The organism is Bacteroidota bacterium, assembly GCA_041658205.1.
Taxonomy (GTDB): Bacteria; Bacteroidota; Ignavibacteria; order UBA10030; family UBA8401; genus UBA8401.
In genome coordinates this window covers 178,907-205,510 of record JBBAAO010000002.1, presented here as the reverse complement: position 1 = coordinate 205,510, position 26,604 = coordinate 178,907, and the positions used below count along the sequence as shown (strand labels likewise).

Sequence of the window (26,604 nt, the reverse complement as noted above, 5' to 3'; positions counted from 1 at the left end):
GTACTGTTAACATTGTGTAAAGAAAAAGGGACGGCATCGCGTCCCTTTTTGTATCAACAGTGTTGTGGCAGATTAAAAGTTAAAACTCAATTGCATGGAGTGTGAAATGCCGGTGATGTTATTTCTATACTCGTTTGCTCCATGAGTAAACACAGCAGACTGGTTGTTAAGATTTTTTACAGTGTACTTTGCTTCAAGGCCGTTCATTAAGGAACTCAATGGCTGCGTCAATGAAAAATCGACGGTACCGCGTTTGTGTTCCATCACATTCAAATCACCGACGCCGGTGTTTCCAATTGCATCAATACGCGAACCGTATTCATTGTAGAGAATGTTGATTGATGTTCCGAGATCTGGTTCAACAAAGAAAAGAGAAATATTATATGTGTACGGGGATTGTCCCTGCATTTGCCGAACTCCATCTACAAAACTTGAAACTCCGGAAATTTCATGATACGGAACCTCGGAATAAATGCGAGTGTAATTTGCCACTAACTGGAAATTTCGAAGATATTCCTGAATGAATCCGAGGTTTTTACGGATCTCGAACTCCCATCCAAAATTTGTTGCTTTGGAAGCATTTTTCCAGCTGCGATATGTAGCAGCATTCACTACACGGAATTCTTCGATGGGGTGAGAAATATTTTTGTAAAAATAACTTACTGCCATAAGATCTCCTGCATCAGGAAAAATCTCGTATCGAACGTCATAGTTTCTTGCAAGCGCCCGCGTCAATCTTAAATTACCGACAACATATTCATATTTATTAAAATCATAAAATTGAACGCCCGCCAACTCACGAAATTCCGGACGGTTCACTGTTTGGCTGTACGCAAACCGGAGATTTTGAACTTCGTTGAGAATGTATGTGAAGTTTATAGAGGGAAGAAAATCACGTTTTGCAATTGTGGAAACGACAGGTGCAACGCTTGAAAAGTTTCCATTGGTAAAAACATTTTGAATGGAATGTTCCATTCGTACTCCACCTGCAAAGCGGAAATTCAATTCCGCAATGGAAAATGGAACATCAAGCATTACATAGGACGCAAATGATTCTTGTTTGGCAGAATATTTATCCGAAGGATTGGTATAATCAAAATAATTAAATTTACCGATGCCAAAATTGTTTTGGGCAAAGACTGAATCTATCCCGTATAATGCAAGGTCAAAATTTGAAGCTAATGGGGAGATAGAATAATATCGAATATCATAGTGACGATTTTTTTGCTCGTTTAATAATCCAAGTTTAATCTTTGCATTATCAACCGGAATAACGATGTTCACTTTTTCACCGAGAGAACGATCATAGAGTGATGCCCAGGCTCGTTTTGTATATTCCGGCTGAGTATTTACTGAAAATGGATCGGTTTTGGCATATCCGCGGCTTAAATTATAATCCACCTGTTTTCTGTCCGGTTGATCTGTGTTTGCTTCTGAGAAAAATAACAGCCAGTCAATATTCATATTCAGCAATTCAGGCAGTTTATGTTCGCCGCCAAATTGATTGGAAAGCATCCCGCGTTCTTCCCATTCACTTAAGTACGAACGGACATACTGATCGTTATCAAAATCTTCGCCACTAGTTTTAATATATTTATCTTCAGCAGTTTTGTTGTAATTGTTTTTGAAGGTGATTTTATGCAAATCGGCAAACTTATAACTAAGATCAAGAATGCCGCCCCACAGTACAGAAAACCGATCTTGCGAGCCGGAATACTGTTTGTGAACGAAGGATTGGGAAAACGTTGAACTAATATCGTTGAAATTGAAATTTGTCCGCTGAAAATTATTTCGGTATGAGTAAGCAGCAACAATTCCCAATTGGTCTTCGTCAATATCGTATCGATCGGCGAGCGAAATACTGAACGATTGAGCCATGGGCGCTTTTGATCCGCGCGGCGCCCAGGTATTAGGCAGTTTCGCACCAAGCTGATTGAGCTGAGCAGCCGTTTGAATTTCATTTGGGAAACTTCGAATCCCGTCGTCGGCACCGAACCAATCTTTTCCTCCCCCTTGCGTGCGATTGAATGCTTCGAACGTCGTAATGGAGTTATAGGATCCGGTGTACACAAATTTTACAGTACGCTTTTCCGGAAAATCGAGCGTATTTAGTTGAACAAGTCCGCCCGTAAAATCTCCCGGAAGATCCGGAGTAGCTGTTTTCGCAACATTCATATTTTCCAAAAGACTGGAAGGAAGCATGTCGAACGAAAAACTTTTTTTATCAACACTGGTGCTGGTAACGGAAGCGCCGTTGAGTGTAGTCTGGTTATAACGATCCGTTACTCCGCGGACGAAGACAAATTTATTGTCCACCAGAGTAATTCCGGTGACTCTCTTTAATGCGTCGCCCGATGTTGCATCGGGTGCTTTTTTCATTTGTTCTGAACTGATTCCGTCGCCAATGCTCGCTGCTTTTTTTCGTTCGGCCAGGATTGCCCCTTCACCGGATTTAATCGCTGTCGCGCTGATAACAACTTCCTGTTGCTGAATCCCTTGATCCTCACTCAGACTGATATTGAGTATTTTTTGTTCGGCATTCTTGAATTCAACACCGGAGATCAATTTGGTTTCATACCCAAGGAATGATACTCGCACATCATACGTCCCTTCCGGTATTTTTTTGATTTGAAATTTAGCATCAATGTCTGTTGAAATACCCAATTTGGTATTTACAATAAAGACATTCGCACCAATCAAATCTTCACCGGTTTTTTCATCGCTCACTTTACCAAGAAGCGTGCCTCCCTGCAGCGCTTGTTGTTGACGGATTTTATCGAGCGTGCTTTGTTCCTGAGCCGTCACTAACGTTGCGAGCAATAACGTTCCAAGAATAATAAGAGTGATGATGTTTCTGTTGTTCATTGTAAGCCTTGCGATGTGTGTTTAAGTGAAAATCAATGCACCAAAATCGGATTTTAGTGTTAATCTTGTGTTACGAAGATGTTACGGTTGGTTTAAAATTCGGTAATACAACCTTGACACTGAGTTAACAATTGGTGGACATGAAAGAGCTGTACTATAGAGTATGCAGGTGTTTATTCAATCCTTCGAAAGCCGTTAACCACTGACGAAAACGCTGCTTGGGAGATTGTTTTAGCGCTGTCTGCCTCTCCGAAACGTATCGAAGGATGAATCACAACAGAAACATGGGCAGATTGCAAAGAGAGCAAACGCCAAAAATGATTGGTGAACGTCATCTCTCCATACCAACAAAGAAAATCACGATTGACGTTATTGACTTGTGAAGAATTGATCGATTCGTAGTTGACTGATAATGGTAGGATAGCACTGCATGAAGAAATAGCTGCGTTAAACAATGCGGAGCGGAATGGTAAGACTGCGCTTCCATTTGTCGAAGTCCCTTCAGGAAAAACCTGAACATTAATCCCGCAACGGAGCGCTTTGGCAATCTGTTCCATAGAATGTAGTGCGCCCCGAAATGCTTTTCGATCGATGAACAGCGTCCCACCGAGCGATGCCAGCCATCCAAACACTGGCCACGATCGGACATCGTCTTTTGCAACAAAGAGCGTCGGCATAATTGAAGCAATAATAATGACATCAACATAGCTCTGATGGTTCGCTACAATCATGTGTGGCGATTGTTGGTGAACGTCCGACTGCCAACGCGCGGTAACGTTCACATTCAAAATCCACAACATTGTTCTTGCCCATAACGTTGTAAGCTGAGTGAGTGTTCGCTGCGGATCAATTCGGAGAATAAAACATGCTATTTGCATTGAGGCTGCAATGATAAAAAATATCACTGTCATGAATGAGAATAGCGCAAACTTTAGAAAACGTCTCATGCAGCAACAGAGGCAGAAATATAATGATCCTTATATTTATTGGTAATCTGCTCTTTCTCCAGAACAATAAGAAAGTCCACTGTCCCAAATTCTTTATCGTAAGCCGGTTCGCCGCAGATCATCGCACCAAGACGCAGATATCCTTTGATCAACGGCGGAAATTTTTTGTATGATTCTTTAATTTCATTTGAGGTGAGAAACTGGAACGGCAGATCCATTGCACACCGTGGCAACGGTGTTACGTGATATTTATTCGGTGCACTGTGATACAGTTTTAAATATGCGAATGCTGCTGCCATCTCCTTCACATTGCTTGTATGAAAACTTGCACAACCAAAGAGGTGAGTAATGGCGTGATTCTCTAAATATCGTGCAATGCCGGTCCATAACAGATTGATTACGGCAAGGGAGCGATATGCTTTTGCAACACACGATCGTCCAAGTTCAAGCGATTGTCCCGGAAATGATTTGAATAATGTCATATCGAATTCGTTTTCTGAATAAAACCCGATATGGTGATCCGCCTTCTTTTGTGGTAACAGACGGTATGTTCCAACAACGGCGCCAGATGAAATTTCTTTGACAATCAGATGATCGCAAAATGTATCGTAGACATCGGAATCAAATCCGGTTTCGAATGATGATTGTAAACCTTCTTTCATTTCAAGATTAAACACTTCAAATCGAAGACGCAGAGCAGCTTCAATTTCCTGCAATGTTTCTGCTATTTTTACTTCAAACGTCGGGGTCGAACAAAGAATCGAACGGTGAAGATGTAATGGTTGTTCCAATCTATACTCCTGTTTTTGAGAACGAAAATACAGAGGTATCGTTTTCTGAATATTAATCCAGGATCATTGAATAATTACGGTAGTGTCAGGGAATGGTGTAGATTCAAGAATGGCAAGATTTTAGTTAACAATTTGTTTACTTGTTTCTACCAAAATGTTCATCTATAATTGTAGTATGATAAATTCCAGTGAACAACGGACAAAATTGAATCCCAGTCCTAAAAAGAATTCTCGAGGACATCGGTCCAAACCGCGGAAGGTACTCCCCTATGTGCATAAAGGTGCATCCACATTGGATCCGTCCCTTTTTATTAACAGAGAGTTAAGCTGGCTGGAATTCAATCACCGGGTATTGGAAGAGGCATTCGACCGGCGTCATCCGCTGTTGGAGCGTGTAAAATTCCTTTCGATTGTCAGTTCCAACCTTGATGAGTTTTTTATGATTCGCGTGGCAGCGATTAGGGAACAGATTATTGCAGACTTTGTTGAATATTCACCAGACGGACTCGTTCCGCATCAGCAAATGAAAGCAATTCATGAACGGGTCTCATCCATGGTAAAACAGATGAGCGAATGTTTCTGGAAGGAACTTCACCCGGAGTTATTAAACGCCGGTGTTTCACTTTTGAAAATCGATGAATTGAGCGGTGAAGACAAAACGAAACTTTCTGAATTGTTTGCACGAAAAATTTTTCCCGTGCTCACGCCTCTTGCATTCGATCCCGGACATCCGTTTCCCTATATTTCAAATCTCAGTTTGAATCTTGCTGTTGTAGTAATGTCCAAGAATGGCGAAGAACGATTCGCCCGCGTGAAAGTGCCGGATGTACTTCCACGGTTGATTGAAATACCGAACGGACATGCCGGAGTTGATACTTTTCGTTTTGTCTGGCTCGAAGATCTGATTGCGTCAAATCTTTCTCTCCTCTTTCCCGGAATGATCGTGAAAGAATCATACGTCTTCCGAGTTACGCGTAATGCTGATATCGAGATCCAGGAAGACGAAGCGGAAGATCTCATCAGTTCAATTGAGGAATCGATTCGACTCCGACGTTTCGGCTCTGTCGTTCGAGTAGGCGTGCAGGAAACGATGCCTGCACGTATCAGAAATATTCTCATTGAAAATCTGGAGCTCACAAAAGATGATGTGTATCCAATCAAACAGCCGCTCGGATTGAGTCATCTGATGACTCTGCTAAAACTTCCTCGTCCAGAGCTTAAGGATTTTCCGTATTCACCAGCGCATCAGATTTCGGACGAAGGCTCGGAAGATATGTTCGATAGTATTCAACGCGAAGATGTTCTGTTGCATCATCCATACGATTCTTTTTCTCCCGTTGTACAATTTATTAAAAATGCTGTGCGCGATCCGGATGTACTGGCAATCAAACAGACATTGTATCGCATCGGAAAAGAATCACCGCTCATCCCACTGCTGATTGAAGCGGCGGAAAACGGAAAGCAGGTCGCCGTACTGGTTGAACTAAAAGCGCGGTTCGACGAAGAGAATAATATCGGATGGGCAAAGCAGCTTGAAGGAGCCGGAGTGCATGTAGTGTACGGTCTTGTAGGATTAAAGACGCATGGAAAAATGGCATTGATTGTGCGAAAAGAAAATGATGGCTTGAAACGGTATGTTCATCTCGGAACCGGCAATTACAATCCGGTAAACGCACGTATCTATACCGACTATAGTTTCTTTACCTGTCGCGAAGAGATTACAAATGATGCATCCGAAGTGTTTAATTTTTTAACCGGTTATTCAAAGAAAGAAACATTCGCAAAACTTTCCGTTGCACCCATAACGTTAAGGAATGAGATTACGGCTTTGATTGATCGTGAAATACAACATTCGCAAAATGGTAATGAAGGCCGTATCATCCTTAAGATGAACTCGCTTACTGACCAACGAATTATTGAGCAGTTGTATGAAGCATCAAAAGCAGGAGTGAAAATCGACTTGATCGTGCGCGGAGTGTGCTGTTTGCGTCCTGGTATTGCCGGTGTCAGCGAGAATGTCCGCGTCATCAGCATTGTCGGTCGATATCTGGAACATAGCAGAGTATTCTGGTTTGGCAATAATGGAAATCCGGAACTCTATTTGAGCAGTGCGGACTTGATGGGAAGAAACCTTGATCGCCGAGTTGAATTGATGTTTCCTATTGACGATCCTCTCCTTGCCAAACAGGTTTTTCAGGAGACGCTGGAATCAGCGTTGAAAGACAATATCGGAGCCAGAATCCTACGTTCCGACGGCAGATATTCACGACGTGCACCTGAAAAAGATGAAGCTGATTTTGAAAGCCAACAGATGATCGCACAGTCCCGGCTAAAAAATATTCAACTTATCAAACACATTCCGCGGGAATTCCCTCCCAAAAACTGACTGGTGCCATGAAACTATACATTGTTCGACATGCCGTCGCGGAAGAACGCGAAAAAAAATCTTACCCGAATGACGACCGCCCACTTACAAAAAGCGGTATTCGTAGAATGAAGGAAAATGCTGCGGGAATCGCCGCCATTATCAAAACTCCTCGTTGTATCGTCTCGTCCCCAATGAAACGGGCATTTGCAACGGCAGAAATTTTGGCAAACATATTTGATCATTCAGTTCCTATTGCTCCTGAAGAGGACCTCCGGCCGGAAACAACAACGGCGGCAATCATTCAATTGTGTAAGAAATATGCTGAACAAGGGGAGTTTATTCTTGTAGGACATGAACCAAGCATAGGAAAATTTGTCTCCACAATTCTTGGTCAAAGTGAACAATCCATTGCGTTGAAAAAAGGATCCTTGTGTGCCATTGAGTTCGATGTAGACCAGCCGAAACGCTCGCGTCTTCTTTTCTATCTTCCTCCGCGCATCCTTCGAAAAATTTCGGACTGAGCAGACCGATCAACAAAGAGTTTCTTTGCACCAAGGACTTCAGTATATTTCGAGAGTGATGAAAACAATTTCTGCCAAAAAAAATATCGCCGCCATTGATGTTGGAACAAATTCATTCCATTTAATCGTTGTGGAATATTCTCCTTCCACTGGCCAGTTCCGCACGCTAGCTCGCGAAAAAGAATTAGTAAGGCTCGGTTCGGGCTCAACAGATATGAAATATTTGTCCGAGAATGCGATGACCCGCGGCATTCAGGCGTTGCGATTATTTAAAAAGATCGCCGCAGCATTTAACGCTCCCATTCGTGCGATTGCAACAAGCGCAGTGCGCGAAGCATTGAACCAGGAAGAGTTCATCCGACGTGCGAAGACCGAAGCGGGAATAAAACTTGAAATTGCCTCCGGCGCCGAAGAAGCACGTTTGATCTATCTGGGAGTTGTTCAAGCGCTGCCTGTCTTCAATAAAAAAATACTCTGCATTGATATCGGCGGCGGAAGCACAGAATATGTTATCGGAAAGAAAAAGAAAATCCTCTCCAGCAACAGCATAAAACTTGGTGCGGTTCGCTTATCGGAACGGTTTTTCCCTTCCGGACGTGTTACCGAAAAATCCATAAAAGAATGTAGAAAATATGTCCGCGGGATGCTCACCCCCATTGTACGCGAAATTGGAAAATACGACTATCAGCAAGTGATCGGCAGTTCCGGCACAGCGATGAATTTAGCGAAGATTATTCTCTCCAGCCGCGGCGAAAGAAACGAATTGTCGTTGAATAATATCCGTTTCAACGATGAGGAATTATTTTCTGCGGTAGACACTATCTTATCGATGGAATATCCGGACGATCGAGTGAAGATTGAAGGATTGGATCAATCTCGGGCCGATATTATTCCTGCCGGTGCAATAATCCTTGAACAGACATTCAAAGAGTTTGGAATATCAGAGATGACCGTTTCGGAGTACGCATTGCGCGAGGGAATTATCCTCGATACGATGGAAAAGTCTGTTCAGCGACCGTCGTTTCATCACCTTTCCGATATCCGGTACAACAGCGTTCAACATCTTTCACAGCAATTCCATAATGAAATTAAACATGGCAAACAGGTTTCAGATCTTGCGTTGAAAATATTCGATCAGACCGGACGATGGCACAAACTTTCGTCCGCAGAACGTGAATACCTTGAAGCAGCGGCATTACTTCACGAAATCGGCTTATCGATATCGCACGCGCTTCATCATCGACACTCCTACTACATCATCAAAAACGGTGAACTGTTAGGATTTACGGAAAATGAAAAAGAAATCATTGCCAATGTTGCCCGATACCATCGGAAGAGTCATCCCAAAATAAAACATGAAGGCTTTCGATTATTGTCTCCCGAAGATCAATCAATTGTATCAAAACTTGCATCCATCCTACGTATTGCAGATGGACTCGATCGAACACATAGCGGAAAAATCACCGATGTAAAAGTACGCGCATCCGGAAAACGGCTTCGTTTTCAGATCGCATCAAAACGAAAGAATGAATTGGAAATTGAGTTCTGGGGCGCTGATCGAAAAAAAGAATTGTTCGAAGAACTCTTCCGAGTTACAGTAACATTCGAGCAGCCGCGAAGAAAATAAACATGTTACCCCCATCCATCTGCTTCATCATATGATAATGTTCGCGTAACTTCTTCATTATGAACGATGAGTATCTTTGCATCGTCACATAACGAAAAATTTCTGCGATGCGAATAGCACATCTTTCCGACCTTCATTTAAGTCCGGATCATTTCCCCGAACGCACTGATGCGTTTTATGAAATTCTTCAGAAATGTCGGTTGTTAAAAACGGATCACATCGTCATTACCGGCGACATTACAAACCAGGCAAAACCGAAGGAATTTGCCCACGCCCGAAGTATTTTAAAGGAATTCGGACTTCTCGATCCCGCAAAACTGACCGTCACAATCGGAAATCATGACATCTTCGGTGGTCCATTCTATGCAGAGGATGTGTTGTCGTTTCCCGGATTCTGCAAACAAACAAATTATGAAGCAAAAGTAAAAGAGTTCCATGCCGCTTTTCATGAGTCGTTTGAAGGATGTAAATATGTCTCCGGCTCATCTATCTTCCCGTATGTGAAAATCTTGCGCGATGTCGTTTTTGTCGGGATCAACTCAGTCGCTCAATGGAGTACGCTTAGAAATCCTTTGGGATCCAACGGAGATATCGGCAAGCAACAACACCAACGGTTGAAGGAGATCTTTTCCAGCGATATGCTGAAAGGCAAAACGATCTTCGTATTGATCCATCATCATTTTAGCAAGCTAGAGTCAAAGAAATCTACAGGGAAATTGGAGCGGTTGTGGCACACCATTGAATCAAGCACAATGAAATTGTGGAAAAAGAAGCGGCTCTTCCAATTGTTCAACAACGTTGATGTGGCAAAAGTGTTGCACGGACATTTGCATCATCATGACGAATATACCAGAAAAAACGTCACATTTTTGAATGCCGGGGGAACGATGTTTGCCAACGCTCAAGGTGATCGATTGTTTCACTTGCTGCACGTTCAAAAAAAGAGTATTGAAAAAATTACTATCAGCATACTGGCGCCAAAACAGTTACATCCTGTCTTGGCAAAGGCACGATAACACACTCCGTAACATTCGCTTCATACATTATTCAATGTTAATAACTGATGTTTCGCAAAGAGATGTACGTGGTTCACCGTGGCGCGAAAACGGCAGACATCTCCAAAGGAGTCCTTACCGAAGGGACACTTTGTGTCTGATCTGAGCAAATCCTTCGTTATTTGTCCCGATGTTCGGAATCTCCCGCTTTTCAGGATTCCACAGAGGCGGACAGGCTCACCATGACTGGTTATTCTTATTCTACGAAACATGGGTTAATAAAATCTTTATTGTGTACTGAAATTTTGAAATGTGTTCATTCAATCTGTGAAGTCCGCGTATTATACGTAAGTGTTATAAAGCCTGTATCCGTGAAAATGGAGCATAGTGTATAAAAATTAATTATTTCAAGAATGGAAAAGCATGAAAAAAGTACTTCAAAGACGATTAACAAAAATTAAACTTTTATGCACCGATGTAGACGGCGTTCTTACGGATGGCGGAATGTATTATGGAGAAGATGGCGTTGAGCAAAAAAAATTCTCAACTCGTGACGGAATGGGATTAACGCTTCTTAGAATTGCCGGGATCATCACTTCCATCATTACCAGTGAGCAGACGAAAATTGTAAAACTGCGAGCCGATAAACTGAAGATTAAAAATCTGTATCAAGGTGTTCACCGAAAAATGGATGTTCTTGATAAGATTCGAAAGCACTACGCGTTAGAATGGGACGAGATTGCCTATATTGGCGATGATATTAATGATCTTGAAGTGCTGGGAAAAGTCGGCTTTGCTGCTACACCATCCGATGGATGCAAATGGAATAAACAATTAGCGCATTATGTCACCGAGCGTCGTGGCGGAGATGGATGCGTTCGTGAAATCTGTGACCTTATCCTTGAGGCACAGCATTTGGACAACAAGATCTTTCAGTTATACAAAAAGGGCTAAGGAAATTTATTTCTTGAAGCTACATGAAAGATTTCTTCACGCTCTCGATACATTCTCGTAATCTTTCATTTACTGTTTATTCACCTCCCCTTCATTCACGGTTAATGTTGAACACGTACATTTGTATCCGTGAATACGATGATTGGTCGACGACAGTTTCTTTTCCGCAGCAGCATGCTTATTGCAGGTGTTCTCTTATTTTTCTTTACCTTTCGCAATATTAATATCGCTACAACACTTACCCTCATTTCAGATGTCGGATATCTTTGTATTGTTATTTTCTCCTTTTATTTTGTTGGATGTATTTTTGACTCCCTTGCTTGGCAGCAACTTCTCCCAACCTCCCAATCAATATCGTTTATTCGAATTGTGTTGATTCATATTGCCGGAGAATCGTTTTATCGCTTCCTCCCCGCCGGTGTCGTGGTTGGTGAATCAGTAAAAGTGATGTTGATGGCAAAACATACATCTGTTCCAACGCCTCACATCGTTTCAAGCCTGTTAATGAGAAAAGTCTTCCTGGGACTAGCGCAAGCACTGTATATCGGTGTTGTTGTTTTAGCCGGTATAACGATAGGTTCCTCCCGATCAGATTCTATACTTACACAAACTGGCCTTACCGTTAGTTTCTTACTGCTTATCGTATTTTTGACGATAGGATACTTTCTCGCCAAAGGAAATCTCGGGAGCGTTAGTTACAGATTGTTGATGCGTCTTCCGTTCAGAGCAGTTCAAACGATGCTGTATCGGACAAAAAAAACGTTTTTCGAGACAGATATCGTTGTGAAGAATGCAATTGTGCGGAATTCAACAACAAACATTGCCGCAATACTGTTTTTCTTTTGTGGGTGGCTTACAGAACTTGCGGAAACATATTGCATTCTTTTTTTACTGGGTGCGAAGGTATCCTTCCAGGATGTTATGATATTTGAACCGGTCGTTTCCTTTCTTCGATCAGTGGTATTCTTTATTCCTGCCGGTCTCGGGGTGATGGACATCGGATACTCCGCTTCACTACAATCCGCAGTACCGGGAATGACGATGACTATTGCCGCTGCATTTATCATCATCAAACGGGCAAAGGAATTGTTTTGGATTATTATAGGAGTAAGCGTAGCAACTGTTTTAGGAAGAATACAATTCACAAACAAACGATTTCATTCACACCCCCAGAACTTAACGGATATTGCTCCAGCTCAAACTCAGCCATAAATCAATTGAAACATTCATGAAGAAAAAAATTCTATTCATCTGCGGCTCTAACAATCAGACAACACAAATGCATCAAATAGCCTCCCATTTGATGCATGAGTTTAATTGTTTTTTCTCTCCCTATTATGCCAGCGGACATGTTGAATGGATGCGACGAGCGGGGTTGACGGAAATGACGATCATGGGTCAGCGATATATTGAACAGTGCATGCAATATTTCAAGCTGCATGGATTACAAATTGATTTTCGTGGAGTTAACCATTCATACGATCTGGTATTGACCTGCGCCGATCTTGTTGTGCCAAAAAATATTCGCAGTACCAAAATTATTTTGGTGCAGGAAGGAATGACAGACCCTGAAAATTGGGCATATCGAATGGTAAAATTACGCCTCATGCCCCGATGGTCTGCGAGCACATCAACGATGGGATTGAGCGATGCCTATGTCAAATTCTGTGTAGCAAGCGAAGGATATAAAGACCTGTTTATTCGCAAAGGTGTCAAACCGGAAAAAATTGTTGTCACGGGAATACCAAATTTCGATCATTGCAAAAAATATTTTCAAAATTCATTTCCGCACAAGAATTTTGTCCTTGTCTGTACCTCCGATTCCAGAGAAACGGTGAAGATGGAAAATAGAAAACGGATCATTTTGGATGCAAAAACGATAGCAAATGGCCGTTTATTGATTTTTAAACTTCATCCGAATGAGAATATATCACGCGCCACAGCAGAGATCAATCGGTATGCTCCCGATGCGCTAGTATTTTCACACGGCAGTGCCGAAGAAATGATTGCCAATTGTGATGTATTGATTACTCAATTTTCGTCAACGGTGTACGTTGGAATCGCTCTCGGAAAAGAAGTCTATTCAAATTTTCCCATAGATGAATTGAAACGATTAACACCTCTTCAGAACAATTCTGCGGCAAAAAATATTGCCGATCTGTGTCGAATCGTAATAGAAAAATCACACTCAAACATTCTGCCGTTTCGACAAAAAATGCAGCCGTTGAAGAGAATATTTCAAAACAAATATAAACGCAAACTGTTTCAATTGTTTTCGAAAGCATCATGAAAACTCTCCTCGTTATACAAGCGCGAACAGGTTCCACGCGGTTTCCAAACAAGGTAATGATGCCGCTTGTTGGAGCACCGTTGCTCCAGCGAATGGTCGAGCGCGTACAGTGTATTTCCGGGAAAGTCGATCTGGTTGTTGCCACTACGAAAGAGAAGAGCGACGATCCAATACGAAAATTGTGTAAAAAAATTGGAGTGCCGTGTTTTAGCGGTCACCCGACAGATTTGTTAGACCGTCACTATCAAGTAGCAGCACAAGAAAAAGCCGATCTGATTATCAAGATTCCTTCGGATTGTCCATTGATCGATCCTGCTGTGATTGAAAGGGTGCTTCGATTCTACCAAAAATCATTACATCACTACGATTTTATCAGCAATCTGCATCCGGCTACATACCCAGACGGAAATGATGTGGAGGTGATGACGTTTGAAACACTAGAAATCGCCTGGCGCGAAGCAAACAAAATCTATGAGCGCGAACATACAACTCCATTCATATGGGAACATCCGGAGCGGTTTAAGATCGGAAATGTTGAATGGGAATCAGGAGTGAACTATTCAATGTCCCATCGCTGGGTGCTCGATTATCCCGAAGATTATGAGTTCATCAAATCTGTCTACAAAAAACTTTGGACGAATATTCATCCTAATTTTTCGCTGTACGAGATATTAGGAATGTTGGAACTCGAACCGGAAATACACTCCATCAATACAAAATATGCCGGAGTGAATTGGTACCGTCATCATCTTGATGAATTGAAAACAATTTCCAAGCACGAAACTAAACAGGTAGTATTACCCAATGACTGAACAGCACAAAATTGAACTTGAACTCCTCGCCCTTCGCGTGCGAGAACATATCATCCGAATGTCAACGGACGGAGGGTGTTTTATTGGTGCTTCCCTTTCTTGCGCTGATCTTCTTGTCTATCTCTATTCGGAAGTGTTAAACATTTCACCTCAGACTGTGGCGAATATGGAACGGGATTATTTGTTTCTATCAAAAGGGCATGATGTTCCGGCGCTCTATGGAACATTGGCTGAATTGGGTTTTATTGAATCTTCACGGCTGGAAAATCACCTTAAGACCCATGATTCAATCTATTGGCACCCTAACAGAATGATATCCGGAGTAGAATTTCATTCAGGATCACTGGGTCACCTCCTTTCAGTATCAATCGGCGTTGCACTTGATATAAAAATGCGGGGAGGCAATAATCGTGTCTTTGTTGTTTTAGGCGACGGTGAATTAAATGAGGGATCAATTTGGGAAGGATTGCTGGTTGCATCGGCCTATAAGCTCGATAATCTCGTCATTATTGTCGACCGGAACGAGTTTCAAGCAAATGTTCGGACGGAAGAATTAATCCCGTTAGAATCAATCGATAAAAAATTCAAAGCCTTCGGCTGCTGGGTAAAAAGAATTAACGGGCACGATTTCGAACAAATGGAACAGACATTTTTACAAGTCCCCTTCAGTGCAGAACAACCCAGCGTGGTTATCGCTGATACGATACGAGGAAAAGGATTACCAAGCATAGAACACCGCGCCGACCGATGGTTTGTGAATTTCACGCACGAAGAAGTGGAAATGCTTCTGGATGAATTACGCGGTGAAAAAACGAGCGTATTGACATCTGAAACACTCATGGTGAGATAAGTATGACCTACGAAGAAAAACTCAAAGAAATTTCAGAACAGAATTCTCGGCTCGTTGTAATGACCGCTGAGAATCGTGCGGCAATCCGCAACTTGCCAAAAGTACTTGGCAATCGATTTATCGACGTGGGCATCGCCGAACAAACAATGATTGGGGCGGCTGCGGGTCTAGCGCTCCGTGGAAGAATACCTATTGTTCATGCCCTTGCATCGTTTCTTACTCTCCGCGCTTTTGAATTTATCCGCACGGATGTTGGCGTTGGAAATCTCCCGGTAAAACTGATCGGCGGTGTTCCAGGATTTTTATCGGAAGCGAATGGCCCAACACATCAAGCTATTGAAGATGTCTCTGTCATGCGTGGTATTCCGAATATGAAAGTTTTTTGTCCGGCCGATCATGAAGAGCTTGTTGCCGGTCTACCTCAGATTCTTGAAGATAAAGCTCCATGGTATATCCGTTACACCGCGCTGCCACCCTTTGTAAAACATTATAATCAATTTACAATCGGAACGGCAGAAGTCCTTGCCGATGGAATGGATGTTGCATTGATTACTTATGGATTTATGACAAAAGAATCATGGAAAGCAAAAGAGATTTTAGAAAAAAAGGGGATATCTATCCGCTACATTAATCTTAGAACATTAAAACCGATTGATGAAGCGGTGATCGTCTCTGCCGCCAAAGAATGTTCATTAATTGTCACTGTGGAAGATCATTTTCTCATCGGCGGATTATATTCGATCCTCGGCGAGATCTTTCTGAAACACTCATTCATGAAAATGGTTATGCCAATTGCATTGGACAACCAATGGTTCAAACCGGCACTGCTGCATGATGTACTGGCATATGAAGGATTTACGGGTGAACAAATCGCATCGAAAATTCTCCTTCGTCTGCACGAGATAGAAAAGGGAAATACCGTTTACGGAGAAAAACAGGTCGAACCAATATTGTAAAGGGAACTCTGATGAATACCGTCTCATTCAACGAACACTATCCAACTATTGAACGATCAAACGAGTTGTATACTCGAGCACTTGGTGTAATCCCTGCGGTTACCCAAACGCTTGCAAAAGGTCCTGGACAGTATGTGAACGGCGTGGCGCCAAAATATTTGGTTCGAGGAAAAGGATCGCACGTATGGGATGCTGACGGGAATGAGTATTTGGATTACACGATGGGTGTCGGCCCTCTCTCGCTCGGATATTCGTATTCGACTGTCAATGATGCAATCAAAAAACAATTGGAAGATGGAATTACTTTTTCATTAATGCACCCTCTTGAAGTAGAAGTAGCCGAATTGATTCATTCCGTTATTCCCAATGCGGAATCGGTTCGATTCAGTAAAACAGGCTGCGATGTAACCTCCGCTGCTGTTCGTCTTGCACGAGCATTCACGGGAAGAAACAAGATCCTTTGTTGCGGCTATCACGGTTGGCACGATTGGTATATAGCCGTTACAGATCGCAATAAAGGAATTCCCTTGAGTGTACAAGAACAAACATTCACCTTCAACTACAATGACATTCAATCCGTCATTGATTCCATTGATCGTGATACAGCATGCGTTATTCTTGAACCAATTGTATTTGAAGCACCGAAAGAGAATTTCCTGCACAAATTGAAAGAAGTGTGTCGTCAAAACGGCACAGTGTTGATTTTTGATGAAATGTGGACGGGATTTCGTCTTGCTGTCGGCGGTGCGCAGGAGTATTTCGGAGTAAAAGCGGATCTCGCATGTTTTTCAAAGGCAGTTGCAAACGGCATGCCTCTCTCGATTCTGACCGGACGGAAAGATGTTATGCAGCTTCTTGAAAAGGAAGTGTTTTTCTTTACCACATTTGGTGGAGAAGCTTTGTCTCTTGCAGCGGCAAAAACCACCATTGAAGAGCTGATGGAGAAACGAGTTCCGGAATACCTCTCCATCCAGGGAAACAAACTCAAGTTAGCATATAACCAACTGGCAGACGATCTCGGGATCTCATTTACACGATGTTCAGGTTTTGGATGCCGTACCATTGTCACGTTTGATGCAAGCGTTGGAAATCCACTTGAATTAAAGTCGTTCGTCCAGCAAGAGTTGATCAAACGGGGAATCCTGTGGACCGGATTCCATAATATGAGTTTTTCTCACAGTGATACCGATATCGACTATACACTTACAGCATATCGAGAGATTCTTCCTTTACTGAAGAAAGCCGTCTCGGAAAAAAATGTATCTACTCTGCTTCGTGGCGATCCAGTTGAACCGGTTTTTCGCAAAACAAGCAATTTCAATATGAAACCGAAAAAGGTTGGGCAATGAACGAACTCTTCTCCCTCAAAAATAAAATTGCAATCGTCACCGGTGCACTCGGATTGATCGGTAAGCAGCATTGTTTCGCATTGGCAGAAGCTGGCGCACATGTCGTGGTTTCTGATACGGAATTGGAAAAATGCGAACTATTTGCAGATGAATTGAAAAGCTCAACGCCAAATGAAATACTTTCCATCAGTACCGATATTACCAGCAAGTCATCTCTTATTCGGTTACGGAAAACGGTTGTTGAAAATTTCGGCCGGATCGACATTCTGGTGAACAACGCTGCCATCAATGATAAATTTGAATCTCCCGCGTCAGCAACAGAACAATCAATGTTTGAGAACTATCCCCTCCAACAGTGGCAAAATTCGCTCGATGTCAATGTTACCGGAATGTTCCTCAGTTCTCAAGTCATCGGGACCATAATGGCGGAACAAGGAAATGGTAGTATCATCAACGTCGCATCAACCTACGGATTGGTGGCGCCGGATCAGTCTCTTTATACAACGCCAGACGGAATTCAACCGTTTTACAAATCGCCGGCGTACCCAACAACCAAAGGTGCGGTGATTTCGTTCACGAAATTTCTGGCGGCATACTGGGGGAAAAAAGGTGTAAGGGTGAATGCATTATGCCCCGGAGGAGTGAAAAATGGACAGGATGAATACTTCGTCCAAAAATATTCATCTCGCACAATGCTTGGGCGTATGGCCGAACCAACCGATTATAAAGGCGCTCTGGTATTTTTAGCCAGCGATGCCTCTCGGTACATGACCGGTGCCAATCTGATCGTGGATGGTGGCTGGACGGCGTGGTGATAAAAAACAAGATTTTCATAAATCATTAACCATACACACGGAGACTATTGTATGAACAATACAATTCAAATCGGCAATCGTTTTGTCGGCAAAGGAGAACCGGTATTTGTCATTGGCGAGATCGGAATCAACCACAATGGATCAATGGAGATTGCAAAAAAATTGATTGATGGCGCAGCTCTTGCGGGCTGTGATGCGGTGAAATTTCAGAAACGAACTCCAGAGTTATGCGTTCCCAAAGAACAACGGGACATCATTCGTGAAACTCCGTGGGGAAAAATGACATACCTTGAGTATCGATATTTAATGGAATTCGATGCTGCACAATATGCTGAGATCGACCGATACTGCAAAGAACGGAAAATTATGTGGTTTGCATCATGCTGGGACGAAGAATCAGTCGATTTTATTGAACAGTTCAAACCCGTCTGTTACAAAGCTGCTTCAGCAGCATTAACAGATCTTCCCTTATTACGAAAAAAGCAGGGAACGAATAAACCACTTATTCTTTCCACCGGAATGTCAACACAACATGAAATTGAATATGCAATGAATGAGCTTGGAACAAAAAATATTCTTATTGCCCATTCAACATCCACATATCCTTGTCCCCCGGAAGAACTGAACTTGAAAATGATATCAACACTGCAAACCAAATACCCTGACTGCCCAATTGGATATTCCGGACATGAAACAGGATTAGCTCCGACATGGGCTGCTGTAGCAATGGGAGCAAAATTTGTTGAACGACACATCACACTCGATCGCGCAATGTGGGGAAGCGATCAGGCGGCATCCGTCGAAATTGGCGGCCTCATGCGCCTTGTTTCAAATATTCGTGACATCGAAAAAGCATTTGGTGACGGTGTAAAGAAAGTATATGAAAGCGAACTAGGTCCAAGGAAAAAACTTCGCCGTGTGAGAGAGGCGGTTGCAGCGTAATTCCTATGCGTTTAGAGATTCTATCGCCCGTCATAATCGCATGTTCAGCACTCGTTCTCATTTTATTAGAACGAATCATTCCGTACACAGAGGGACAACCATTATTTCGAAAGGGCTTTTGGAGCGATCTGGGAATGTATACTATTTTTCAAAGTTACCTTCTAAGCTGGGCCATATTCGGTTTTATTTATTGGCTGGACGGTCAAACAGGGCTTTCACACTTTCAGAGTATTTCGCATTGGCATCTTGGAGTCCAGTTTTTGTTATTTCTGATAACGCACGATTTGTATATCTATCTGTTCCATCAGTGGCAGCATCGCAATAAATATCTCTATCGTATTCATGAGGCCCATCATTCTGTAGGTGATGTTGATTGGTTAGCGGGGGCCCGCTCGCATTCTTTGGAAATTCTGATCAACCAAACAATAGAATTTTTACCGATTATTCTTCTCGGTGCTGCTCCGGAAGTGGTATTGATCAAAGGAATCGTTGATGCCGTTTGGGGAATGTATATTCATTCGAATATCGATGTGCATTCGGGTTGGCTGCAGTATATTATTAATGGACCGGAGATGCACCGATGGCATCACTCTAAAGGAAAAGGAAATAGTGTAAATTTCGGGACAAAGTTTGCTCTGTGGGATTGGCTGTTCGGTACAGCCTACCTTCCTCGCCCCGAAAAACCGGCAGAATATGGATTGTCTAACTCCAACTTCCCGGAGGGATATTTTTCCCAACACTGGTTTGCCTTTCGTTCCTTCCGAAAGAAATAATCCTGATATTCATAACAGTACGATGATCGTACGATAATTTTTCCTACCGAAATAAATTGTTTATTGATGTTAACAATGTACATCAAGACAGCATTTCATCCGATGTTCATTTTACGATATAACTCACCAGGTACTACTACAGATGTCCTTGTGAACAAGGAGGAATAACTCTATGAATAGAACAGCCGAACAAAGAAGCACCTCGTCTCCCATTGAAGATAAAGTCGCCAATATTCTGGCATACACTAAAAATTTCGCCCATGCGGCAGTAGCTCAAAATGATGACGATAAGGTTGTCTCAATGTTGCGGTTCGCAGAAAATTTTGCCCTCAATGGAAATTTTGAAAGCGCCTTCATACATATTCAACGTGCGTATAACGTAAGTCCCTCGCATCCTAATATCCCCCTCATGGAAAAGAAGCTTCACGATCTGAACAAAAACAGTTCAGCTCACATTCGTAACGTCACTGCTATGAACGAAATGTCAACACCATCTTCTCATGCGTTTTCGATCCAAGAGTATGTGGCACATCTTCATCTGGAACACGAGTCAAAAGAAATACAAGAACTATTATCCCGTGCAGAGTACTATCGCGAACAAAACGAGATCGCTCAAGCAAAAAAGGCTATTTCCCGTGCATATGAGATAGATCCATTGAATGATTCGATTCATAAGATTGAGCAACGTTTATGTGTGGAAGATATCGATACGGATCATACCATTCGATCAATTGTTCTTCATGCATATCAACAATTGAAAGAGAAGGATTATGACGGGGTGCTCGTCTCTTTGCAGCAGGCGTACGAAATTGATCCATTGAATGAAAGAATTCTGTCGATTGAGGGTGCCTTGGAAATATCGGCAAAAAATAACTTGTCACCTGTAGAAGAGCATCTGTTGGCTGCGCATCGATATTATGGATCGAATGAATACGATAAAGCAATCATGGAGGTTCGTCTCGGGTATCTTCTTGATCCTTTTAATGAACAGTTGTCAAAATTAGAAGCAAGAATTGAAATTGCTCAACAGAAAAAATAGCGCAGGTGATGATATTGTCCCCTCCTGATTTCCTATCGAATTCCATTCTTCAGCTTATTGAAGCCACACTTCCACTCTTCGATTTTTAAATTTGCCAACTGAGGTTTTGCTTGTAGTGATTGCGTCTTCTGCACCAAATCCGGCAATATTCGATGGCGGAATATTGATTCCTCGGGCTTTAAACTCTCCCGCAATTTCTTCTGCCTGTTCAAGGGATAACCGTTCACGTGAACTGTTTTTTTCATCAGTATCGGTAAATCCGATCAATTTTAATTGTGGATAATTGTTTTCTTTTAAAAACTCCACGACACGTTCCAGGTCTGATTGTGCTTTTGTATCCAGGAAATCTTTCCCTCTTTGGAACCGAAGATTGACAGAAATCCGTTTTGCATTTTGTACAAACTCTGTATATGCTTTTGATGCATTCGTTGAGATGGAAGGATTATTTTCCACCCGAACGTTTAAATCGACAAATTTATTGGCGTGAACAATGTGCTGTCCTTTTTCACTGAGTGCATAGCGTACAAATTCACGTACTAATTGATTTGCAGGAGTAGCTGAAGTGTATAAATACAACCGTCGAGCAAGTGGATAATCTTCTCGGCCGATCGTCAAAAAATTTGCAAACAGAGGATCGGAATTGCTTTCACTGATTGCAATTACTTTATTTTCATTCGCATAGGTGAATCCTAAAAACCCGATTGCATGTGGATCCATTTCAACCGCTCGAGATAACTCGCCGCTGTCTTCATAAAATTTTGCATCGCCGGAAATCTGATCCTCCCGGATACGTTTCATCACAAGTTGGTGAAACGTTTCATGTGTTCCACTATTAGTATCGCGGGCATAAAGCGTAATCGTGGCATTCTCTCCGGTAAGTGATTTCCAATTGACAATTTCACCAGAAAAGATCTTGCCAACCTGTTCCACTGTAAGTGTTTTTACTGGATTACTGGGATGAACAATAATCGCAAGTCCATCAAGTGCAAGCACATGTTCATTTGAAGAACTGTACATATTTCCTAATCCTTTGGTCTGAAGTAAAATTGCTTCGTCGTATTTAATTTCTCGGGATGACATTCCAATATCGCATGTATTATTCCTTAGGTCCTTGAATGCAAACGCTGAACCGTGAGCAAAGACTTCGATAACAAGTTTCGCCATAGAATCCGGGTGAGAAAAGACAGCATATTTCTCTTGTGGGACCTTTCCCGTTCGCCATTGAATTGCCGTCCCGCCAATGTTGTGAATGAATCCTTCCACGATTGAAGGAAGCAACTTTGCTCCAATCGTATTCGATCCGTGAATTCGTAAAATAGTTCTTTCTTCGATCAGAGGATCTGATTGGAAATAAAAATATCCTCCGGCAAGAGCAAGAAATACTACTGTAATGCCGACAAGCAATGGTACGATCCTGCTTCTCTTTTTTTCTCTCTCTTTGCTGGAAATAGGCGGAATCTGTTTTTGCAGTAAATAATCGTTTCGAAGTTGGGACCGAATAAATGTGATCGTATGAATATCGGGTAATGGGTTTGGTTTTATTCCAATACCCCTCAATCCAGAAACAATCTTTGGGATACTTTCTCCGATTGTTTCTTCTTTAACGTGCATCGTTGCAGAAGATCCGACAACCTCTTTCCATTGAGTCTGTTTTGTGTCGAATTCTGCTCTACTCATCCCGTACAATAAAGGAAAAATAGTTTTTTTTGAGCGCTGAGCATTTTCAATCTCCGGCTTATACATATTGAACGTGGTCAAGGAAAAAGGAGAAAGTATCAGAATGACTGCTTTTGACATCGCCAGTGCTTTGACATTTTCCTCCTTGTCTTCGTGACGAAATAAATGTGTTGCAATTCCGGCTTCCTCAAACCGTAGTGCAAATTGTAAGGCAATCGTTTTTTCTTCAGGATTGTAAACAATAAAAACCATCGCAAACTCCGTATGAATGAAATGATAGTAAAAATACTATTAGACTATTACTTGGATGTAAATGAGGTATTAAATTTGATTAACACGATCTAAAGAATTTCTTAACTCCTTTTCATCCTTGGAAGAATGATTCCACAACAAAAAGGAAACCGATGGAATGACCTGATTGTGAAATACATTTGCAGTGTGTCTTGTTCACATTGTCGCCCTCGAGACACAACCAGCATCATAGATCAAAGTATATTCTTCTGCATCATCATCTGTTAACGTTTGCATAACTTCTTCATTATGAACGATGTCTATCTTACCACCACAATATATAGGCTCATGGTCGCAATGTTCTGAACCAAATGACATTCTTCTGGCTTTCTTCATAAAATTCGTACCCGCATACTATTATGATATTCTGTATAATTTTTTTGACTTTCCTCTCCGATTTTTCGATGCTTAATAAAGGAGATGAACTTTTCCGTGCGCAGGATTATATCAGTGCAATGGTAGTGTACTCTGCTCACGCAAAAGCATATCCGAATGATGTTGAAGCATACTGGAGATTAGCACGCGCCGCCATTTGTGCTGGGGACGTCACACCAATCGACGAGCAGGGGAAATACTATCGGAAAGCATTAGATGCGTCAACAGAAGCTGTTCGATTGGACTCATTACATTCGGACACTCAATGTTGGTACGCTGTGTCAATGGGATATATTGCCCTCACCGAAGGAAGCAAAAAAAAAGTGGAATTATGCCACAGTATTCAGAAAGCACTTACCATTTCCATCACCGTTAATCCCCGCAATGATGTCGCATATTCTGTCTATGGTACTTTTTACCGCGCTTTGGGAAATATCGGGTGGGTTGAACAACAGTTGGCCACACTTCTGCTCGGAGGTTTGCCAAAAGGCGGATATGCAGATGCGGAACAGATGTTATTGAAAGCGATCGAACTTGCTCCGAATATTCTCCGACATCGATACGAACTTGGTCTGCTATATTTTGATTGGGGAAAGGAAGAAAAAGGGAAAGAGGTATTTCGATCTGCTCTTCTGTTACCGCAAACACTTGCCAGTGATAAACACCGGATAGAAGACATGAAACAAAAACTATTGCTGTAGATTGTTCCCGATTTTTATTACGACTCGTTGCAACCGCTATTTTTGTTCCTTACCCATATAGACCAATTTCACGCCGGAGAGTTTTGCATATTCAGTAATGCGTTCATCGCGATAGAATTCTTTATAATAAATCTTGGTAATACCAGCGTTGGCAATCAGTTTAAAACATGTTAAACAGGGAGAAGCGGTAACATAAATTTCGGCTTGATCGATTCGAATTCCATGTTTTGCAGATTGTGCAACCGCATTTGCTTCTGCATGGACAGTGCGAACACAATGATCGTTATCAATATCATGTCCTATCTCGTCGCAATGCGGCGCGCCCCGAAGACTTCCATTATATCCGGTAGAAAGAATTGTCCTATCTCGAACGATCACCGCACCGACATGCTTTCTGCTGCATGTACTTCGTGTTGCTACCTGATCTGCAATGTTCATAAAATATTCGTGCCAGGATATACGTTGGTCGTCCATACTGTTCCTATCGGATGAGTTGCATTTTTTTTGTTTCTGTAAAATTGCCTGTCCGTAATTGATAAAAATATAGTCCGCTGCTTAGTGATGATGCGTTAAATGTGACGGAATGTTTTCCGGATAATTGTTCTTCGTTGACCAGTGTTGCCACTTCTCTTCCAAGCACATCGTATATTCTTAATACTACGTGATCGACCACTGGTAATTGATAATTGATCACTGTCGAAGGATTAAACGGATTCGGATAATTCTGCTCTAATCCAAAACCAGATGGGAAACTCTGCTGTTTCGCAACATAAACCACTGTTTTCATAATGCCAAGTTGATCGGCAATACCTTGCGCTATTGCTTTTGCCGTCTTATCAAATGAATGTGCCGTTGCACAATTCATATCCTCATACGTAAGAGCAAGTACTTTTTCTCGATGATTGTACCAGAACCAGCTTTCGGGATATTGTTTTGCCGCAGCTCCTCCCCAACTGACATGAGAATCCCATGGTTGTATCCATTCCGGAAAATTGAACACAACCGTATCGATAAATTGTTTTTCAATACCAGCATAGAGTGTTGACGTTCCCGATGCCAAATGGAACCAAAAAAATTTATGGCATTCGTACGCCGAATGCATATTCAATGCAATTCGTATCGGATTCGGTTTCGCCATCAACTGCATAAATGTATTTCGTAATACGGTTACTTCCGGCTGACTTGGATAGAATTTTGTCGTATCCCAATTGCTTTCAATATCAATATTATTCGCATTTTCCCGCGCTTTCCCAAGCTCAACACCATCAGGATTATACATCGGAACAATGGAAAAGACACAGCTATCGCGGAGTATTTTCCCAAGCGAAGTATTGGATAACAGGATTTTGATCAATTCATTCGTCACCCAGGTTCCTTGAACTTCTCCCGGATGCGTTCTGGCATGAATCCATACTCTTTTCCGCGGAACGGTAACTTGGGCTGTGTCTTGAATAGTCATTAAGAACATTGTTCGATTCTGTACTGTTGCACCAAGAGAATCGACAAGAACAAATGGGTTTTTTTTCCATACACTAAGATCATACAGCAGCGTATCATACCCATATCCCCAATTGCCTGATGCGGCGATTTTATACTCCAAGGTTGTGGTATCGGGAAAACCGCAGGGATCAACGAATGGAATCTCCTGTGAGGATCCAATGGAAGAGAGAACGATTGTTATGGAAAAGAGCTGTAAAAGTTTTTTCATTTCATGAGAATCATTTTTCTTGTTTCAACAACGTTGCCGGTACGCAATTGATAAAAATAAATACCGCTGGATATTGTCCGGGCGGAAAATGATGTTGAATATCTTCCGGTTTCCAGATGTTCGTTGACCAGGGATGCGACTTCGTTTCCCAGTATATCAAACACTTTCAGAGAAACGAATGCGCCGGTTGATATTGAAAAACTAATATTTGTGTTCGGGTTAAACGGATTAGGAAAATTTTGTTCCAACAAAAAGTTTTTAGGTGTTCCCTGCAGTTCGTCTTGCACAGAAAGCAATCCTTTTTTATACAACAACGCGATCCAGAGATCACCGTCAAATCCCCAGGAATAATTACTTGGTTCATTGAATCGTTGATAGGTATATCCTGTTCCCGTTAATTTCTCCCATGCCCTGAACAGTTTACCGCCTTGCTTTGCAGAATCGGCAAACAAAGCAAATGTATCATCAGCAGCACTGGACCATTCGATTCCGACAAAGACCGATTCCGGCACAGTCAGACTTCCCGTCATATTAAATGGAGATGGAATCATAAATGCTGTTCCTTTTCCTCCAGTGTCAAACGCTGCGATAGTAGTTTTGATCGATGTAATCGTCGTACCCGGACCGCCGGAGAGCGAATCGTAATATGCTTTCCCGTATCCTGTTTTCTTAAAAACAATTGTGATCGTATCCGGTGTGTTGACGGGTTTGACTATTCCCATCCAAAATTTTGCCCCAACAACATTGATCGGTTCTTGCACATCGAAGCGTTGGTATTTTCCAATATCGGTATATCCGTTTGTGCCAGCCATATATCCCCAGCCGTACGGATTTTTCTGAAGCAGTTTTGAATTACCGTAGAATAATGAGTCCACACCTTGTGTATAGAGCAGCGAAACCGATGTGAGCAACAATGTGATCAAATACTTCATAGGGGAAAATAACCAATGGTGATAAT

The 26,604-nt window shown here is 42.1% G+C and carries 24 protein-coding genes; 16 read left to right on the top strand and 8 right to left on the bottom strand.

Annotated features, from left to right (window positions below):
- Positions 1–72: 72 nt before the first annotated feature.
- The 3 genes from WDA22_12760 to WDA22_12750 form a co-directional block, all read right to left on the bottom strand.
- Positions 73–2,865, bottom strand: a complete 2,793-nt coding sequence (locus WDA22_12760) for a carboxypeptidase-like regulatory domain-containing protein (protein ID MFA5834339.1) — start codon at positions 2,863–2,865, stop codon at positions 73–75.
- A 173-nt stretch (positions 2,866–3,038) separates the two neighbouring features.
- Entirely contained in the window at positions 3,039–3,743 is a 705-nt protein-coding gene (locus WDA22_12755) for a lysophospholipid acyltransferase family protein (protein ID MFA5834338.1), read from the bottom strand.
- 65 nt (positions 3,744–3,808) lie between these two features.
- Positions 3,809–4,603, bottom strand: a complete 795-nt coding sequence (locus WDA22_12750; GenBank protein MFA5834337.1) for a GNAT family N-acyltransferase — start codon at positions 4,601–4,603, stop codon at positions 3,809–3,811.
- A 175-nt stretch (positions 4,604–4,778) separates the two neighbouring features.
- Between WDA22_12750 and ppk1 the strand changes: the two genes are divergently transcribed.
- The 15 genes from ppk1 to WDA22_12675 all read left to right on the top strand — a co-directional run bounded on the left by ppk1 (position 4,779) and on the right by WDA22_12675 (position 20,894).
- Positions 4,779–6,989 carry a polyphosphate kinase 1 gene (gene ppk1, locus WDA22_12745; GenBank protein MFA5834336.1) on the top strand — a complete coding sequence of 737 codons (2,211 nt, stop codon included), beginning with the start codon at positions 4,779–4,781 and terminating at the stop codon, positions 6,987–6,989.
- A gap of 8 nt (positions 6,990–6,997) precedes the next feature.
- Positions 6,998–7,492 carry a phosphoglycerate mutase family protein gene (locus WDA22_12740; GenBank protein ID MFA5834335.1) on the top strand — a complete coding sequence of 165 codons (495 nt, stop codon included), beginning with the start codon at positions 6,998–7,000 and terminating at the stop codon, positions 7,490–7,492.
- A 58-nt stretch (positions 7,493–7,550) separates the two neighbouring features.
- Positions 7,551–9,119, top strand: a complete 1,569-nt coding sequence (locus WDA22_12735) for a Ppx/GppA phosphatase family protein (protein ID MFA5834334.1) — start codon at positions 7,551–7,553, stop codon at positions 9,117–9,119.
- Between the two features lie 107 nt (positions 9,120–9,226).
- A complete protein-coding gene (locus WDA22_12730) occupies positions 9,227–10,135 on the top strand; it encodes a metallophosphoesterase (protein MFA5834333.1) in 909 nt (302 codons plus the stop codon).
- Between the two features lie 402 nt (positions 10,136–10,537).
- The gene (locus tag WDA22_12725) at positions 10,538–11,068 is read left to right on the top strand and encodes an HAD hydrolase family protein (GenBank protein ID MFA5834332.1); all 531 of its coding nucleotides are present in this window, start codon (positions 10,538–10,540) and stop codon (positions 11,066–11,068) included.
- 138 nt (positions 11,069–11,206) lie between these two features.
- The gene (locus tag WDA22_12720; protein ID MFA5834331.1) at positions 11,207–12,280 is read left to right on the top strand and encodes a lysylphosphatidylglycerol synthase transmembrane domain-containing protein; all 1,074 of its coding nucleotides are present in this window, start codon (positions 11,207–11,209) and stop codon (positions 12,278–12,280) included.
- Between the two features lie 16 nt (positions 12,281–12,296).
- Positions 12,297–13,358, top strand: a complete 1,062-nt coding sequence (locus WDA22_12715; GenBank protein MFA5834330.1) for a hypothetical protein — start codon at positions 12,297–12,299, stop codon at positions 13,356–13,358.
- Positions 13,355–14,170, top strand: a complete 816-nt coding sequence (locus tag WDA22_12710; GenBank protein ID MFA5834329.1) for a glycosyltransferase family protein — start codon at positions 13,355–13,357, stop codon at positions 14,168–14,170. The genes WDA22_12715 and WDA22_12710 overlap by 4 nt, the downstream gene beginning before the upstream one ends.
- Entirely contained in the window at positions 14,163–15,020 is an 858-nt protein-coding gene (locus WDA22_12705) for a 1-deoxy-D-xylulose-5-phosphate synthase N-terminal domain-containing protein (protein ID MFA5834328.1), read from the top strand. The genes WDA22_12710 and WDA22_12705 overlap by 8 nt, the downstream gene beginning before the upstream one ends.
- Before the next feature lie 2 nt (positions 15,021–15,022).
- Positions 15,023–15,976 (top strand): transketolase C-terminal domain-containing protein, encoded by a 954-nt coding sequence (locus WDA22_12700; GenBank protein MFA5834327.1) that lies wholly within the window; start codon positions 15,023–15,025, stop codon positions 15,974–15,976.
- Positions 15,977–15,987: 11 nt separating this feature from the next.
- The gene (locus tag WDA22_12695) at positions 15,988–17,325 is read left to right on the top strand and encodes an aminotransferase class III-fold pyridoxal phosphate-dependent enzyme (protein ID MFA5834326.1); all 1,338 of its coding nucleotides are present in this window, start codon (positions 15,988–15,990) and stop codon (positions 17,323–17,325) included.
- Positions 17,322–18,140 (top strand): SDR family oxidoreductase, encoded by an 819-nt coding sequence (locus WDA22_12690; GenBank protein ID MFA5834325.1) that lies wholly within the window; start codon positions 17,322–17,324, stop codon positions 18,138–18,140. Before WDA22_12695 ends, WDA22_12690 begins: the two co-directional genes overlap by 4 nt.
- 51 nt (positions 18,141–18,191) lie before the next feature.
- The gene (locus WDA22_12685; GenBank protein MFA5834324.1) at positions 18,192–19,082 is read left to right on the top strand and encodes an N-acetylneuraminate synthase family protein; all 891 of its coding nucleotides are present in this window, start codon (positions 18,192–18,194) and stop codon (positions 19,080–19,082) included.
- 134 nt (positions 19,083–19,216) lie between these two features.
- Positions 19,217–19,855, top strand: a complete 639-nt coding sequence (locus WDA22_12680; protein MFA5834323.1) for a sterol desaturase family protein — start codon at positions 19,217–19,219, stop codon at positions 19,853–19,855.
- 172 nt (positions 19,856–20,027) lie between these two features.
- On the top strand, positions 20,028–20,894 hold the full coding sequence (locus WDA22_12675) for a hypothetical protein (protein MFA5834322.1): 867 nt from the start codon (positions 20,028–20,030) through the stop codon (positions 20,892–20,894).
- A gap of 54 nt (positions 20,895–20,948) precedes the next feature.
- On the opposite strand, the gene WDA22_12670 is transcribed toward WDA22_12675, so the two are convergent.
- Both WDA22_12670 and WDA22_12665 read right to left on the bottom strand, forming a co-directional pair.
- Positions 20,949–22,823 (bottom strand): substrate-binding domain-containing protein, encoded by a 1,875-nt coding sequence (locus WDA22_12670; protein MFA5834321.1) that lies wholly within the window; start codon positions 22,821–22,823, stop codon positions 20,949–20,951.
- A 195-nt stretch (positions 22,824–23,018) separates the two neighbouring features.
- Positions 23,019–23,198 carry a hypothetical protein gene (locus WDA22_12665; GenBank protein ID MFA5834320.1) on the bottom strand — a complete coding sequence of 60 codons (180 nt, stop codon included), beginning with the start codon at positions 23,196–23,198 and terminating at the stop codon, positions 23,019–23,021.
- Positions 23,199–23,266: 68 nt separating this feature from the next.
- Between WDA22_12665 and WDA22_12660 the strand changes: the two genes are divergently transcribed.
- Positions 23,267–23,938: a hypothetical protein gene (locus WDA22_12660; GenBank protein MFA5834319.1), complete on the top strand. Its 672-nt coding sequence runs from the start codon at positions 23,267–23,269 to the stop codon at positions 23,936–23,938.
- A 36-nt stretch (positions 23,939–23,974) separates the two neighbouring features.
- On the opposite strand, the gene WDA22_12655 is transcribed toward WDA22_12660, so the two are convergent.
- The 3 genes from WDA22_12655 to WDA22_12645 are packed head-to-tail and all read right to left on the bottom strand — an operon-like array spanning position 23,975 to position 26,578.
- Positions 23,975–24,412, bottom strand: coding sequence for a dCMP deaminase family protein (locus tag WDA22_12655; GenBank protein ID MFA5834318.1), 438 nt, complete (start codon positions 24,410–24,412; stop codon positions 23,975–23,977).
- Between the two features lie 7 nt (positions 24,413–24,419).
- Entirely contained in the window at positions 24,420–25,646 is a 1,227-nt protein-coding gene (locus tag WDA22_12650; GenBank protein ID MFA5834317.1) for a M14 family zinc carboxypeptidase, read from the bottom strand.
- Positions 25,643–26,578, bottom strand: coding sequence for a T9SS type A sorting domain-containing protein (locus WDA22_12645; GenBank protein MFA5834316.1), 936 nt, complete (start codon positions 26,576–26,578; stop codon positions 25,643–25,645). The genes WDA22_12650 and WDA22_12645 overlap by 4 nt, the downstream gene beginning before the upstream one ends.
- Positions 26,579–26,604: the final 26 nt, after the last annotated feature.